The 14,276-nt window shown below is 52.8% G+C and carries 15 protein-coding genes; 8 read left to right on the top strand and 7 right to left on the bottom strand.

Translation table 11 applies throughout. The features are described from left to right. Positions 1-18 precede the first annotated feature (18 nt). The 5 genes from DK507_RS01170 to DK507_RS01190 form a co-directional block, all read right to left on the bottom strand. Complete coding sequence (locus DK507_RS01170; protein ID WP_109354213.1) at positions 19-894, bottom strand: hypothetical protein; 876 nt, start codon at positions 892-894, stop codon at positions 19-21. Positions 895-1,007: 113 nt separating this feature from the next. After that, a complete protein-coding gene (locus DK507_RS01175) occupies positions 1,008-1,877 on the bottom strand; it encodes a RodZ domain-containing protein (RefSeq protein ID WP_109354214.1) in 870 nt (289 codons plus the stop codon). 177 nt (positions 1,878-2,054) lie between these two features. Further along, positions 2,055-4,337 (bottom strand): phosphoenolpyruvate--protein phosphotransferase, encoded by a 2,283-nt coding sequence (gene ptsP, locus DK507_RS01180; RefSeq protein ID WP_109354215.1) that lies wholly within the window; start codon positions 4,335-4,337, stop codon positions 2,055-2,057. A 104-nt stretch (positions 4,338-4,441) separates the two neighbouring features. Then, positions 4,442-5,461, bottom strand: coding sequence for an NADP-dependent oxidoreductase (locus DK507_RS01185; protein ID WP_109354216.1), 1,020 nt, complete (start codon positions 5,459-5,461; stop codon positions 4,442-4,444). 182 nt (positions 5,462-5,643) lie between these two features. Then, a complete protein-coding gene (locus DK507_RS01190) occupies positions 5,644-5,802 on the bottom strand; it encodes a YdcH family protein (protein WP_109354217.1) in 159 nt (52 codons plus the stop codon). 197 nt (positions 5,803-5,999) lie between these two features. On the opposite strand from DK507_RS01190, the gene DK507_RS01195 reads away from it, so the two are divergent. After that, positions 6,000-6,197: a YdcH family protein gene (locus DK507_RS01195; protein WP_109354814.1), complete on the top strand. Its 198-nt coding sequence runs from the start codon at positions 6,000-6,002 to the stop codon at positions 6,195-6,197. Between the two features lie 161 nt (positions 6,198-6,358). Beyond that, a complete protein-coding gene (locus DK507_RS01200) occupies positions 6,359-6,814 on the top strand; it encodes a DUF1465 family protein (protein WP_109354218.1) in 456 nt (151 codons plus the stop codon). 18 nt (positions 6,815-6,832) lie between these two features. On the opposite strand, the gene DK507_RS01205 is transcribed toward DK507_RS01200, so the two are convergent. Next, positions 6,833-7,930 carry an alkene reductase gene (locus DK507_RS01205; RefSeq protein ID WP_109354815.1) on the bottom strand — a complete coding sequence of 366 codons (1,098 nt, stop codon included), beginning with the start codon at positions 7,928-7,930 and terminating at the stop codon, positions 6,833-6,835. Between the two features lie 166 nt (positions 7,931-8,096). Here DK507_RS01205 and DK507_RS01210 point away from each other — a divergent pair, with 166 nt between their 5' ends. The 5 genes from DK507_RS01210 (at position 8,097) to DK507_RS01230 (ending at position 12,419) form a co-directional block, all read left to right on the top strand. Beyond that, positions 8,097-8,774 carry a COQ9 family protein gene (locus tag DK507_RS01210; RefSeq protein ID WP_109354219.1) on the top strand — a complete coding sequence of 226 codons (678 nt, stop codon included), beginning with the start codon at positions 8,097-8,099 and terminating at the stop codon, positions 8,772-8,774. 112 nt (positions 8,775-8,886) lie between these two features. Then, the gene (locus DK507_RS01215) at positions 8,887-9,153 is read left to right on the top strand and encodes a FeoA family protein (RefSeq protein ID WP_109354220.1); all 267 of its coding nucleotides are present in this window, start codon (positions 8,887-8,889) and stop codon (positions 9,151-9,153) included. 3 nt (positions 9,154-9,156) lie between these two features. Further along, a complete protein-coding gene (locus tag DK507_RS01220) occupies positions 9,157-11,016 on the top strand; it encodes a ferrous iron transporter B (RefSeq protein ID WP_109354221.1) in 1,860 nt (619 codons plus the stop codon). 50 nt (positions 11,017-11,066) lie between these two features. Continuing rightward, complete coding sequence (ssb, locus tag DK507_RS01225; RefSeq protein ID WP_109354222.1) at positions 11,067-11,594, top strand: single-stranded DNA-binding protein; 528 nt, start codon at positions 11,067-11,069, stop codon at positions 11,592-11,594. Between the two features lie 114 nt (positions 11,595-11,708). Next, a complete protein-coding gene (locus DK507_RS01230) occupies positions 11,709-12,419 on the top strand; it encodes a Crp/Fnr family transcriptional regulator (protein WP_367889541.1) in 711 nt (236 codons plus the stop codon). On the opposite strand, the gene DK507_RS18135 is transcribed toward DK507_RS01230, so the two are convergent. Beyond that, on the bottom strand, positions 12,411-12,539 hold the full coding sequence (locus tag DK507_RS18135) for a hypothetical protein (RefSeq protein WP_301950660.1): 129 nt from the start codon (positions 12,537-12,539) through the stop codon (positions 12,411-12,413). The two genes, DK507_RS01230 and DK507_RS18135, sit on opposite strands and share 9 nt — an antisense overlap. Before the next feature lie 53 nt (positions 12,540-12,592). On the opposite strand from DK507_RS18135, the gene ccoN reads away from it, so the two are divergent. Then, positions 12,593-14,263 carry a cytochrome-c oxidase, cbb3-type subunit I gene (gene ccoN / locus DK507_RS01235; protein ID WP_109354223.1) on the top strand — a complete coding sequence of 557 codons (1,671 nt, stop codon included), beginning with the start codon at positions 12,593-12,595 and terminating at the stop codon, positions 14,261-14,263. Positions 14,264-14,276: the final 13 nt, after the last annotated feature.

Genomic DNA, 14,276 nt, shown 5'->3' on the forward strand with positions numbered 1-14,276 from the left:
GCTGAAAGAGGTGCATTATTAGCTGCAATCCGCCGCTGTCCTGCCCCGTGCAACCCGCGCACTGAGGCGACCGGATGCTGCGCTGGGATAAACTTCCTGTAGTTCGGAAAGCACGCGGCAAGCGTCGGCTTTTTTGTCCAGTTGGACCAAGGCTGTGCTGAGAAAGTAGAGACTGTCAGGTGCCCGTTCACCGCGAGGCAGTTCCTGATAATTTTCATAAAGGGCAACAGAGGCCAAGGCCGGTTTGCCATCGTCGAGATAAGCACGGCCCAGCAGATTTTTGGCGAAACTGGCACGGCGGTGCTTGGGATGATCGGCAGCCGCTTTCTTGAGCTGCGTCTGGGCCTCAGGATAATATTTCGCTTCCCAGAGCCGGTAGCCATAAATATAGGCGTCTTCGCCGACATCGCCGGTATCAGGCATCACAATGGATGCAACGCCGCTTACGCGTTCGGGATCGGGGCTGGCGCTTCCCGTATCTTCCGTAACAGATCCGCCCGATGGCGTCGTCGATAGTGCGCCGGGATTGGTGCTGACCGGCGGCACCGCAGCGGCCATTTTATCCTCTATCTGTCTGATACGAAAATCATTCTGCTCAACCTGACCAGTCAGGTTTGCGAGACTGCGTTCGAGCGTATCAACTCGGGCGATGAGGTCAGAAACGGCAGTTGTTGTTGTCGATGGAGTCGTCGGGGTATCAGCATCAGGTCTGATTTCGGGTTCGAAAAACCGAGAGGAACCACCAGGAAAAACCTTACGCTGAACCGCCCGCATTTCCTGTTCCAACCGGTCGACACGCTTGTCGACATTGTTATTTTGCGCAGCAGCAGGAGCCGCAATCAAAAGGCTGGCCGATAGCGCGGCGAATAACGTCGATAACAGGACGGGTTTCATAAGGAGCCTCCAAACATATGGCCAAAGATTTGTTTTACGTTAACCATAGATGCCGTGGAAAAGTAAATAGATTTACGTTGAGTGAGATTGATGTTTCACGGCCATATGACCCGCTATTGCGTGGTATCCAGTTCACTTGCGGATTCGCCGTTCGTGGTTGATCCACCGGGATCGGTTCGTGCGAGCAGCGCGGCCGCGCTAATACCGACGTCCTTAATCGTACGATCTGCTGTGCCGAGTGGTGCAACTACGGCGCCATCAATAGTGACGGTCAAGGCATCAGGTCGTCCCGTCAGAATTTGGGGGCCTTTGGCATCAGCGGGAACCGAATATTGTTCACCGGCTGACATTTCCTTTTCAAACAGGCGCTCGCCATCTTCGTCGTATATCTTGAGCCAGACAGTCTCGGTTGCAGTCAAAGTGACCGTACCTGTGTCAGACGGTGTTGGGCCAACTGGATCAATCGTACCGTCCAGCGTGCCATCTATGGTCTCGCTCTCGGTAAATTCAGCTTCGGGTCCTTCATCTATGAAATCGGCAGGTTCCAAAAACAAAGTTCGCCAAACCAAAAAACCGATCAACAAGACTGCAGCGATGCCACCAGCCGTCCACGCGAGATATTTGGGAGGAATATTACTCGGATTAGCCGGCGCGTAACCGCTGGTTTCCGGTTCATAGGCACTATGGCCCTGATCATCCATCTCTTCGCGTAATTGACTACCGATTGTCACTTCACTGAGGCCCACGGTTCGGGCGTAGGACTTGGCAAAACCAATCGCATAGGTGCGGCCAGGCAGAGCAGCGAAATCTCCAGTTTCAATGGACTCTAGGTGCCGCTGCGGAATCCGCGTTGTCTTGGCAATATCTTCAATATTCAGATTTTTTTGCTCTCGCGCATGACGCAACATGTCACCCACGCTGTGCAAGTTTAACTCGGCATTTTCCTGCTCTATTTCTTCTGCGTCATTTTCTTCGGCCATCATACTCTCCTTTGGCCGGTTCGCGGTGCGACCCCGATTTTCACTGATGATTCAGAAAAAGCCACTGGAGCGATGAAAAGTCAATGATTATCAATATTTCCAGCCTGATGATATCGCCATTATGACGATATCTCCGGGCTTTCAAGAAAACCGTCGATACCAATTGTTACATATGAACAGTCAACCGATGTCCACCTGATGCTCAAGGGCCCATTCTTGCAATGTGGTTCGGGGGTCGCTTGGCGGACCTGATAGCATCGCATTAAGCTGTTCCTGTGCTGCGCCCAGATCAAGCGAGCGAACCATAGCCTTGATCGGGCCAACAGATGCAGGTGTAATTGACAGACGCTTTATGCCAAGCCCCAACAGCGCTAGCGCATCCATCGGCCGTCCGCCCATTTCACCGCAAACGCCCAGCTCAATGTCCAGTTCATCGGCTTGCTTGGAAACACGGCCAATGAAGCGCAGTATGGCCGGACTCAACCAGTCGAACCGCTCGGCCAATTTCGGGTTGCTGCGATCGGCGGCAAAGAGAAATTGTGTAAGATCATTGGTACCAATTGACAAAAAATCGAGCCGCGGTGCCATCTGGTCCAGGCACTCCGCCAAAGCCGGAACTTCAAGCATAGCGCCGTAACGGATGGAAAGTGGTAACTGTTTCTTGCGGCTGCGCAAAAATTCCAGCTGTTTTTCAAACACAGTCTTGGCTTCGTCGAATTCCCATGGCTCAGCAATCATCGGAAACATCACGTTGAGTTTCCGTCCGGCGGCAGCCTCAATGAGTGCGCGCGCTTGCACTTTCATCAAGGCGTCCCGCTCCAGGCCAATGCGTAACGCGCGCCAGCCCATGGCCGGATTTTCTTCCTTGACTTCACTCGTTTGGAAATAAGGCAAAGGCTTATCCCCGCCGATATCGACGGTGCGGAAAATAACCTGCTTGTCACCAGCCGCATCCAGCACATCGCGATAGAAGCGCAATTGTCCAGCGCGGCCTGGCATCGTAGCAGCAACAAGAAACTGGAACTCTGTCCGAAACAACCCAATGCCATCGGCGCCCGTGAGATTCAGCATCCCCATATCGTCACGCAAGCCCGCGTTGATATTCAACGTGATCCGCTTGCCATCCTTGGTAATTGGCTCTTCATCTTTAAGCGCGGTATAAGCCGCCCGCTTTTTCTGGGTCAGTTCAACCTGTGCTTCAAACGCATCCTGCATCGATTGGCCTGGCCGCACAAACAGCGCATTGTCATCGACATTCAGCAGCAAATAATCATTTTCGCGAACAATCTGGCGGATATTCTTAACCTGTCCCAATATCGGGATGTCCATTGCCCGCGCTATGATGGTGACATGGGCGGTCAGTGATCCTTCTTCCAGCACCACACCCTTCAAACGCCGACGATCATATTCGAGCAATTCCGCAGGTCCGAGATTGCGGGCAATCAATATTGTATCCTGCCGCAGACCCATGGTTGCCGCCGTGCCCATTTGACCGGAGACTATTCTCAGCAAACGATTTGCGAGATCTTCCAGATCATGCATCCGTTCGGCCAAAAGCGGGTCATCTATCTGCCGCATCCGCATACGGGTATGTTGCTGCACACGCTCAATGGCAGCCTCGGCGGTCAGGCCGCTGTCAATCGCCTCGTTGATCCGGCGGCTCCAACCTTCGTCATAAGCAAACATCTTATAGGTTTGCAGCACCTCTTCATGTTCGCCGCCAACGCCAAATTCAGCCTGATTGGTCATATGGTCAATCTGGCTACGCATCTTGTCAAAGGCGGAATAGACCCGGTGTCTTTCGGCTTCGATATCTTCGGCGACGGTATGTTCGATTTTTACCCGCGGCTGGTGAAAAACCGCGAAACCACTCGCCTTACCCTTGACCAATTGCAATCCGCTGAGCCTGTCCGCACCGTTGTTACGGGCTTCCGGGGCATCCACCGACTCCACATCGATCAGTTCTGCATTGGCAATCAGTTCAGAAAGCACCATCGCAGCCGTTTGAAAAGACTCAATCTCTTCTTCGGAATATTTGCGCGGTTCCATATGCTGGGCACATAACACGCCGACGGCCTGCTGGTTCCGGATAATCGGCACGCCGGCAAAACTGTGGAATTTCTCTTCACCTGTTTCCGGGCGATACTGAAAATCCGGATGGCTGGCCGCTTCATCAAGATTCAGGGTTTCGACATTTTTGGCAATATAGCCCGTTAGTCCCTCACCAAATGCCAGCTTCGTGACATGTACCGCTTCCTGATTAAGCCCGCGCGTGGCGTATAGTTCCAGTACGCCTTCGCGGCGCAAATATATCGAACAGACCTCACTGCTCACCGCCTCCGCAATGGTTTCGACGACATGATTCAGTTTTGTTTGCGCATTGCCCGGCGAGGCCATAATCGACCTGAGCCCGGTCAATATGTTACGGGCTGTTACAGGACTGGACGTATGTTTGGTGGCCATAGGAATGACCTAGCAGAAACCTCCCGAAGGCGCGACATGCAAAACGGTCAAAAGGCCAAAAAATGCATGTCATCCCATGACTTGTGGTTAACCACTAACTCGGTTTAGTCTAGTTCCGGACCCACTTGTACAGCAAGCTTGCCCAAATTGGCGCCCGTGAACAACCGGTCGAGAGAAGCGGGTGCGTTTTCAAGGCCCTGCACCACATCTGTTTCGAATTTCAGACGTCCTTCCATCAGCCATCCGGCCATCGCCTGTGCGCCTTCAGGAAAACGGTCAAAATAATCCAGGATAATGAATCCGCGTAACGTGGTTCGCCGCATTAACAGATTGGCAAAATTGGATGGACCGGGAGATCCGTCTGTATCATTGTAGGTGGATATCAGTCCACAGAGCGGCATGCGTGAAAAATCATTCAGGCGCGCGATCACCGCATCCATGATTTCACCACCGACACTTTCAAAGTTAATATCAATCCCGTTCGGACAATGCTTGTCCAATGCGGCACCGACGTCTTCGGTCTTGTAGTTGATCGCAGCGTCAAATCCCGCTTCTTCCGTAAGCCATTGGCACTTATCATCAGATCCTGCGATACCAACGACATGGCAGCCGTGAATTTTACCGATTTGCCCTACCATAGAACCAACCGCGCCTGCGGCAGCAGAAACAACCAGCGCTTCGCCTTCCTTTGGTTTGCCGATATCCATCAGACCAAAATAGGCGGTCATGCCGGTTGCACCCAATGGCCCCATGTAAGCGGTCAGTGGCACGCCGGGAATCGCGGGTAGCATGCTCGCCATGCCGCCGGGAATGTCATTATACATAGCCCAGGTAGACAGGCCTGTGTTGATCAGTGCGCCGACCGGTATGGCGTCGAAGTTGCTTTCTTCCACAACACCAATGCCGCCACCGCGCATAGGATCATCAATCGGGACCGGAGGCAAATAGCCATCCATATCACTCATCCAAATACGGTTGGTGGGATCAAGGGACAGGTAAACAGTGCGCACCCGAACCATATCCGGTCCCAGCGGGCCCATTTCTTCCGTGACCAGTTCAAGATCTCCGTCGGCAATCTTGCCGACGGGGCGTTTGCGCAAATACCAAACCTGATTTGTAGTCATGGGACTTATCCTCTCATTATCGATCTCCCAAACCTTGGGGAAACCGGGGAGTAAGTCAATGAGTTGAATGTTTTAACCGGATAGCTTGATGTGATTCAGACGGGTTTGCGGGTGCCAGGGGCATATCGAAAATATGGTCTGATGAATCAGACTGAAACACAAAAACTGATCATAAATTTGGATCAGGCATCCGTGAGCAACTCTTCTTTCAACCGCAGCTTTTGTTTCTTCAGGTCATGAAGTCGAATCGTATCTGGAACCGGGCGGGCCTCTTCTTCGCTAATTTGGCGATCCAGGGCCTCGTGTTTTCCGCGTAGGGCTGACAGATGATTCTGATCCATAATATTCTCCTGATTTTTTATAGTGTTGCTAGGTTGAAAATGGCTGCGGGTGTCCCTTTCCATTTGTTCTGCGCTTGTCATCAAGCGGAGACGATGACCATGGATATTAATGTCTTGGTTTCGACATGAACCATGAATAGGGTGAAGATTACAAATTTGTTGCAGGCATGCAAGGGGCGAATGGATCCATTATGGCGATAAGCGATCAGGAGTTGCGGCAGCGGCTTGAACTACTGAGACAGGAGCACCGTGATCTGGACGATGCTATCACGGCTCTCATGGAATCAGGCAGTCATGATCAATTGCGCGCCGCACGTCTCAAGAAGCGTAAATTGCACCTGCGGGACCGCATCATCCAGATCGAGAATCAGCTGATACCGGATATTATTGCCTGATCAGGCGCATAATTGCGCCGGTTCGGCCATGTTAACTGTTTCTGTCTACCCATTAACCCGCGGGCGGCCCGCGTGTCACATTGAAACATCTTGCAAATTAACCCTTTGACCAGCAAATTTTAACTGTCCCTGCTCACAAAATATTTGCTACACCATCGGGCATGGCTGACAGCGAAGCATTAATAACGCCCAAATTACTGGATGCGCTCTATACCGAGTCTATGGTACTTGCTGACGAAGCGCGGTCCTATTTTGAATCCGGCCGCTTTAATGACCAGTGCGAAGACAAAGCAGCGCTGTCTGTATCTTTTTCCTGCGAGTCTTTAAAAGTCACAACGCGTTTGATGCATTGCATCGCGTGGCTGCTGAACCAACGAGCGTTGCATGGCGAAGATATGACGGATGGCGAGGCATGGAACCATAACCGCGAACTGGGCTATGCCGCAGCCAGTGATGGTCCAATGGTGGCGCTGTTTCCTGACGAGGCACGTGAAATAATTGATGCCAGTGAAGAGCTGTTTCAGCGCCTGCAACGTCTTTCGGCACGGCTTGGGTATGAGGATATCTCGGAGCCGCCGGTCCATGATATGTTCCGACGGCTCAAAAGCTCCTTCTGATTTCGTAAACTGTTCTGGTCAGGCCGTCGCTTTGGCCTGTTCCATTGTTGGATAATCCACATAACCTTCTGCGCCCTGACTATACCATGTCGGCGTGAAATCGATCGGATTGAGTTCTGCACCAGTGCGGAAACGCTCGGGCAAATCGGGATTGGTCATGAAAGTCCGGCCAAAGCTGATCGCATCGGCTTTGTCATTTGCCAAAGCCTCTGTCGCATTATCATAAAAATAATCGCTGTTAAGAACCAACGGCTTGCTGAATACCGGACGGATATCGGGGCTAACTGCTGGCACATCAGTATTGCCATAAGTGCCATGTGCAGGTGGTTCGCGCAATTCAAGAAACGCGATACCAATGCCGTCGAGTAATTTGGCAGCAGCGGTAAAGGTCTCGACCGGTGTCGCATCGTCCGCGCCCTGTGAATCGCCATTGGGAGAGAGCCTTACGGAAACCCGGTCGCTGCCCCAGGCGTCAACCAGACGCTGAGTCACTTCACCCAGCAAGCGGATCCGGTTTTCGATCGAACCGCCATATTCGTCGGTCCGGAAATTAGTACCAGAGCGGATAAACTGATCAATCAGATAACCATTGGCACTGTGCAGTTGCACACCATCAAAACCCGCCTTTTTCGCATTCTCAGCAGCGTTGGTGTAATCGTCCAACAAGCTAGGAATTTCATGCAGTTCCAGTGGACGCGCTTCCACATAGTCGCGCTTGCCCTGATAGGTACGGACGCTTCCCGGTGCGGTGGTCGCGGAGGAAGAAACGGGCTTTTCACCGCCAAGGAAATCAGGGTGTACAATCCTGCCCATATGCCAAAGCTGGCAGATGATCCGACCGCCCGCCTGATGCACCTGCTCGACAATCGGCTTCCATGCTTCAGTTTGCTCGTCGTTCCAGATACCAGGGGCAAAGGGGGTCCCCAGGCCTTGCTGACTGATACCTGTGGCCTCGGATATGATCAGCCCGGCACCAGCACGCTGGGAATAATATTCACCCATGATCGGAGTAGGCACATGCTCCATCGTCGAGCGACAGCGCGTCAAGGGCGCCATTAGCATCCGGTTGGGGGCTTCGATCGCGCCAAGGGTAATGGGATCAAATAATGTGCTCATATCCATGTTCTTTCGCTATTTTTAATTGCTTGATGAATAGCTAGTCAGGCCAGTGGCGCTTTGCAATGCAATGCTTTAAAAACTTTTCTTTCAGCCTATATCGGATTTATTGGTCTCCGGACGCGCCCTCACTCATATGAGGAATCACGTACAAGGAATTCAGGACATGCACCCGAAACAACCCAAACCGCTCAGAGATGATCCCACGCTCGATGAAGTGCGCGCTTATCTCGCGCCACTTCTGGCATCGCAAGCGGCTTTTGACGGGTGGAACGAAGACGCAGTGGCAGCAGCGGCCAAGCAAGCCGGAGTTGATGGCGATATGGCACGACTGGCGTTTAACGACGGTCCGGTGGATATGATCGATGCATGGTTTCAATCCGTCGATGAAACCATGGTGGCAAAATATTCCGAAGAAGAGCTTGGCGCCATGAAGATTCGCGAGCGAATCACGGCGCTCGTGATTGCACGGCTGGAGATACTGGAGCCAGACCGGGAAGGGTTGCGCCGGGCGCGGGCGATACTCGCAGCGCCTCCCAATATCAGGTCCGCTGCCAAGCTTGGTTGGCGGGCAGCAGATAAAATGTGGCGGCTCGCCGGCGATACAGCAACCGACTATAATCATTATACAAAGCGGACACTTTTGTCGGCTGTGTATGGCAGTACAATCAGCATTTTTCTTGATCATGAAAGCGATGGCCATACCGACACCAAAGCGTTTCTCGATCGGCGGATCGAAAATGTGATGCAGTTCGAGAAGGTCAAAGCCAAATTGACAAAGCCGGGTGGCGATCGGTTCAGCATGGCACGCTTTATAGGACGGCTGCGCTATCGTGGAGCCTGAGCGCTAGTTTCTAGCAAATTATTGCCAAAGCTGCGTACACCCTGACAAAAAGACTCGCCACACTTAATTAATATTGATAATCAGTCGCAATTACTATCTAACGAGTTTATCTATGAACGCACCGGTTACATTAGCGCTCACGCTGGATCGCCTCGCCATGCGTCAGCGCGCCGAAATTTCTTCGATCGACTGGGATGCTATGTCAGAAAATGAAGGGGCGCGTCTTCGCGCCTTAGGCCTTGATGCAGGTGTTACCGTAGAAAAACTTCACAAAGGCATGTTCGGCTTCAATGATCCAATTGCTCTGAAGGTTGGCCGGATGATGATTGCAATTCGCAAATCTCACGCGGCAACCATATCGGTGGTTCTTCCAGCCTAAATCATGAGCGAAACAGCCCCACTTATTGCCCTCGCTGGTAATCCCAATGCGGGCAAAAGCGCCTTGTTCAATGCGCTTACCGGAGCACGACAGAAAATTGCAAACTATCCTGGCGTTACTGTGGAACGCAAATCCGGTCATTTTCAGCTAGCCAATGGTCGCCCGGTCGAACTTGTGGATTTACCGGGCAGCTACAGTCTCGACCCAACCAGCCCGGATGAAGCGGTCACACGCAGCGTGATCATGGGAGAACAGAAAGGCGAGCGACAGCCAGATGCAATTGTTATTGTACTGGATGCTGCCAATCTCGACAATCATTTGCGCTTCGCACTGGAAGTAATCGCACTTGGCAGCCCTGTTCTGATTGCGCTTAACATGATGGATCTTGCCGAGCGCGATGGCTTGACGCTGGATCCGGCCAAGCTGGAAGCAGAGTTGGGCGTACCGGTTATTCCAACTGTTGCCGTTCGCAATCGCGGTCTTGAGCTCTTGTCCGCCTCTATTGAAACACGTCTTTCCGAGAAAAACGAGCAACCGACTACCATTGTCCCCAAAGAACGCGGCCACGGCCTGCGCAAGCAGGCAAAGGAAATTGCCAATTTGGCGGTTATTGCTGAAACCGCAGGTCGCCGGTGGTCAGAACGCGCGGATGCTGTGTTCCTGCATCCTTTTGCCGGACCGATCATCCTCCTTGCGATTATGTTTGTGATGTTTCAGGCGGTCTTTGCGTGGTCTGAAGCGCCAATAGGCTGGATCGAAGGCGCAGGTGAATGGGCCGCAGCTGCGGTAGAGGCCAATTTGGGTGAAGGCTTCTTGCGCGATTTTTTAATTGAGGGCGCAATTGGCGGTGTCGGATCAGTTGTTGTCTTCCTCCCGCAAATTCTGATCTTGTTTCTGTTCATCCTCTTGCTCGAAGCTAGTGGTTATATGACCCGCGCGGCCTTTATCATGGATAGGTTGATGGCCAGTGTTGGTCTGTCCGGACGCAGTTTCATTCCATTGCTGTCTTCATTCGCCTGCGCCATTCCCGGCATCATGGCGACGCGCAGTATAGCGGACCCGAAAGACAGGCTGACCACGATATTAGTCGCGCCGCTTATGACCTGCGCAGCGCGTCTGCCGGTATATGCAATCATCATTGGCGCCTTCATTCCTGCCCGCGACGTAGGCGGAGGTATCGGCCTTCAAGGCCTGGTTCTGTTCGGTCTTTATATCTTCGGCATTCTCGGCGCGATGATTGTTGCACTGGTCTTGCGCAGCACCGTCACCAAAGGCCCGAATAGCGGCTTCCTGATGGAAATGCCCAAATATCAGATGCCGCGTATTCGTGATATATTGCTGGGTCTCTGGCAACGGGCTTGGATATTTTTGCGCCGCGCCGGAACAATCATCTTCGTCGCTACCGTAGTGCTTTGGCTCATGTTGACCTATCCCAAAGTGCCGGATGATAGCCCGGTAAGCCAAGTGGATTATTCTGCCGCTGGCCGAATAGCCAACGTCATCGAACCGGTGGTTGCGCCGATTGGTTTCAATCGCGATATGGCGCTGGCTTTGATCCCTGCCATGGCGGCCCGCGAGGTGGCGGTAGCGGCGCTGGCAACAACCTATGCGATTGATGCACCGGATGAGGAAGCAGAAGCGAAATCATTAACCGAACGCCTCCAAAGCCGCTGGTCCTTGCCAACCGCCTTGGCGTTTCTGGCCTGGTTTGTTTTTGCACCCCAATGCATCTCTACCATTGCCGTGACACGCCGCGAAACCAATGGCTGGAAATGGCCAATGTTTATGTTGGGGTATCTTTTCGCGCTGGCTTATGTGGCGGCCGGGATTACATATTGGAGTGCTGTCGCCCTCGGTCTATAGAGCCTCCAGAGAATCGAAAAACATCACATATATTCCAAGGGGAAATGCAAATGGCTGGCGGCATCAATAAAGTAATTATCGTAGGAAATCTGGGTGCCAACCCTGAAGTGCGCACATTCAACAATGGCGGCAAAGTCTGCAATCTGCGCATCGCGACATCCGAAAGCTGGAAAGACCGAAACACCGGTGAGCGCAAGGAAAAGACCGAGTGGCATAGCGTTGCTATCTTCTCCGAAGGCCTGGCTGGCGTCGCGGAAAAGTATCTTCGCAAGGGCAGCAAAGTTTATATCGAGGGAAAACTACAGACCCGCAAATGGCAAGACCAGTCCGGCAATGACCGTTATTCAACCGAGATTGTCTTGCAGGGTTTTGATGGCAAATTGGAAATGCTCGATTCCCGTCAAGGTGGCGGTATGGGCGGCCAGGGCGGCGGCAATGACGGCTGGAGCGGCGGTGGTTCCGGTGGCGGCTCTGGCGGTGGTTCCAATGACGGGTGGGGCAATACCGGTGGCGGATCTTCCGGTGGTCAAGGCGGCGGCGCATTTGACAGCGACCTCGATGACGACGTACCTTTCTAGAAGCTAGAGCGTAGCTTACACCCGCGAGGGTGTGAAGTTGCTTGACAGTATCGGCCCATATAATCGGGGACAGGCCGGGCTATTGCCCTGACACTCGACGAGGTTTACTGATCCATGATGAACAATTGCGAACAATGTGTTGTCAAAAACAAGGCCATTTGTTCGGCATTGGACCCGGACGAACTGATCGCAATCAATCGGCTCTCCCGCAAAGTCTCCATCAAGGCGGGGCAGGCTTTGATATGGGAGGGTGACGATAGCCTGATCGTGGCCAATGTTGTGGAAGGGGCGTTTAAACTGACCTCGTCTCTGGAAGACGGCCGCGAGCAAATTATCGGCTTGCTCTACCCGTCCGATTTTGTCGGGCGCCCGTTCGGTGACAGGAATGAATATACGGTAACCGCTCTTGCAGATTCGAAAGTCTGTGTTTTCTCGCGCTCCGATTTCGACCAGTTTGTTCGTGAACATCCTGACCTCGAACATAAATTACTGCAGCGCACGTTAGTTGAACTCGACCGCGTTCGACGGTCTATGTTGATGTTGGGACGGAAAACAGCTCCAGAGCGCGTGGCGTCTTTCCTGCTGGAAATGTCGGATCGGCTGGCGGATGCCAGTTGCAGCGTCGTCGGCGGCAGTCTTCAACAATTCGCGCTGCCTTTCGGCCGTCAGCAGGTAGCGGATATATTGGGCCTGACCATTGAAACGGTGAGCCGTCAAATGACCCAATTGAAAAAGAATGAAGTGATCGCACTCCCCGATCACCGCAATGTCCAGATACTGGATGCGAACCGCTTGCATGATATTGCCGATGCTGGATCAAGCTAGGTCGGGCAGATCGATAAATGAAGCTGCATCCTTGCGGGAACGTTGTTTCAACAAAAACGATTTGGCAAAGAGTTTGTTGCGTTGATCTAGATCAATGTGAATGACTGTCTGGCCTGCCATGCCGCTTCCTGTTGAAGACGATTTTTTGAATCGTCCATACAGGGAAGGACATCATGGATACGCTCTTATTAAAGGCTGGCGGCTGGCTGGCTATCGTGTTTTTTGCGTTTATTGCAATGGTTCTGGCGGCAGATGCCGGATTTGCCGTGCATATGGCAATTATCGCTTTGGCTGCCGGGATCACTCTTTGGGTGACCATCAACAAGGCAGACTATGCTGCCATTGGACGCGGTATATTAAAAGCCCCCGCCGATCCCGGTATTTATGATGACGATCCGATCCGCTGGGGCGTGATCGCGACTATTTTCTGGGGTATTGCCGGTTTCTTGGTTGGGCTTATCATTGCCCTGCAACTTGCGTTTCCGGTGCTTAATCTGAATTTTGAATATACCACATTTGGTCGTTTGCGGCCCCTCCATACATCTGCCGTTATTTTCGCTTTTGGAGGCAATGCGCTGATCGCGACAAGCTATTATGTCGTACAGCGTACATGCCGGGCGAGGTTGGCCTTCCCTGGCCTCGCCCGTTTTGTTTTCTGGGGTTACCAGCTGTTCATCGTGCTGGCGGCCACAGGTTATCTGATGGGAGTTACCCAGTCCAAGGAATATGCCGAACCCGAATGGTATGTCGATCTTTGGTTGACCATCGTCTGGTTGTGTTATGCAGCAGTCTTCATTGGTACAATCGTACGTCGGTCCGAGCCGCATATCTATGTCGCCAACTGGTTCTATCTGTCATTCATCCTGACCATTGCCATGCTGCATGTCGTGAACGGCTTGTCCATGCCGGTCAGCCTGCTGGGTTCGAAAAGCTATGCCGCTTTTGCTGGCGTGCAGGATGCGCTGACCCAATGGTGGTATGGCCATAACGCGGTTGGGTTCTTCCTGACGGCAGGCTTCTTGGCAATGATGTACTATTTCGTGCCGAAACAGGCAGAGAGACCGGTTTATAGCTACCGACTGTCGATCATCCACTTCTGGTCCTTGATCTTCCTCTATATCTGGGCAGGACCACATCATCTTCATTACACGGCGCTGCCCGACTGGGCACAGACGCTCGGCATGGTCTTCTCGGTCGTGCTGTGGATGCCGAGTTGGGGTGGAATGATCAACGGCCTGATGACCCTGAACGGGGCATGGGACAAAATCCGTACTGATCCCATCATTCGGATGATGGTCCTTGCACTCGCCTTCTATGGCATGAGCACGTTTGAAGGTCCGATGATGTCAATCAAAGCCGTGAACAGCCTGTCGCATTACACCGACTGGACAATTGGCCATGTGCATAGCGGTGCACTGGGCTGGAACGGCATGATCACCTTCGCATGCCTTTACTATCTCGTCCCGCGCCTGTGGGGCAAAGAGCGGCTTTATTCGCTGCGCATGGTGAACTGGCACTTCTGGCTCGCGACGCTGGGTATCGTTCTCTACGCCGCGTCAATGTGGGTAGCCGGTATCATGCAGGGTCTGATGTGGCGCGAATATGGTGATGATGGCTATCTGGTTTACGCTTTCTCCGAAGTCGTATCCGCGATGCTGCCCATGTATCTGATCCGTGCGGCGGGCGGGCTGCTCTATCTCGCTGGTGCCATCGTGCTGGTCTACAATGTCTGGATGACGATTGCAGGCAAGCAGCGCGAAGAAAAACCCATGACCGAAACGCCTTATGACGAGGCCGCGGATAAGCCGATTGTAGGAAAACCTGCAATTGAGCCAGCAGAATAAGGGAGGCGAGAAC

Source organism: Sphingorhabdus sp. EL138, assembly GCF_900258045.1.
Taxonomy (GTDB): Bacteria; Pseudomonadota; Alphaproteobacteria; order Sphingomonadales; family Sphingomonadaceae; genus Parasphingorhabdus.

What these genes read in the sequence shown, in the direction of transcription:
- DK507_RS01170 (WP_109354213.1), bottom strand. Translation starts at nt 894, where the DNA reads ATGAAACCCGTCCTGTTATCGACGTTATTCGCCGCGCTATCGGCCAGC.
- DK507_RS01175 (WP_109354214.1), bottom strand. Translation starts at nt 1,877, where the DNA reads ATGATGGCCGAAGAAAATGACGCAGAAGAAATAGAGCAGGAAAATGCC.
- ptsP (WP_109354215.1), bottom strand. Translation starts at nt 4,337, where the DNA reads ATGGCCACCAAACATACGTCCAGTCCTGTAACAGCCCGTAACATATTG.
- DK507_RS01185 (WP_109354216.1), bottom strand. Translation starts at nt 5,461, where the DNA reads ATGACTACAAATCAGGTTTGGTATTTGCGCAAACGCCCCGTCGGCAAG.
- DK507_RS01190 (WP_109354217.1), bottom strand. Translation starts at nt 5,802, where the DNA reads ATGGATCAGAATCATCTGTCAGCCCTACGCGGAAAACACGAGGCCCTG.
- DK507_RS01200 (WP_109354218.1), top strand. Translation starts at nt 6,359, where the DNA reads ATGGCTGACAGCGAAGCATTAATAACGCCCAAATTACTGGATGCGCTC.
- DK507_RS01205 (WP_109354815.1), bottom strand. Translation starts at nt 7,930, where the DNA reads ATGAGCACATTATTTGATCCCATTACCCTTGGCGCGATCGAAGCCCCC.
- DK507_RS01210 (WP_109354219.1), top strand. Translation starts at nt 8,097, where the DNA reads ATGCACCCGAAACAACCCAAACCGCTCAGAGATGATCCCACGCTCGAT.
- DK507_RS01215 (WP_109354220.1), top strand. Translation starts at nt 8,887, where the DNA reads ATGAACGCACCGGTTACATTAGCGCTCACGCTGGATCGCCTCGCCATG.
- DK507_RS01220 (WP_109354221.1), top strand. Translation starts at nt 9,157, where the DNA reads ATGAGCGAAACAGCCCCACTTATTGCCCTCGCTGGTAATCCCAATGCG.
- ssb (WP_109354222.1), top strand. Translation starts at nt 11,067, where the DNA reads ATGGCTGGCGGCATCAATAAAGTAATTATCGTAGGAAATCTGGGTGCC.
- DK507_RS01230 (WP_367889541.1), top strand. Translation starts at nt 11,709, where the DNA reads ATGATGAACAATTGCGAACAATGTGTTGTCAAAAACAAGGCCATTTGT.
- DK507_RS18135 (WP_301950660.1), bottom strand. Translation starts at nt 12,539, where the DNA reads ATGGCAGGCCAGACAGTCATTCACATTGATCTAGATCAACGCAACAAA.
- ccoN (WP_109354223.1), top strand. Translation starts at nt 12,593, where the DNA reads ATGGATACGCTCTTATTAAAGGCTGGCGGCTGGCTGGCTATCGTGTTT.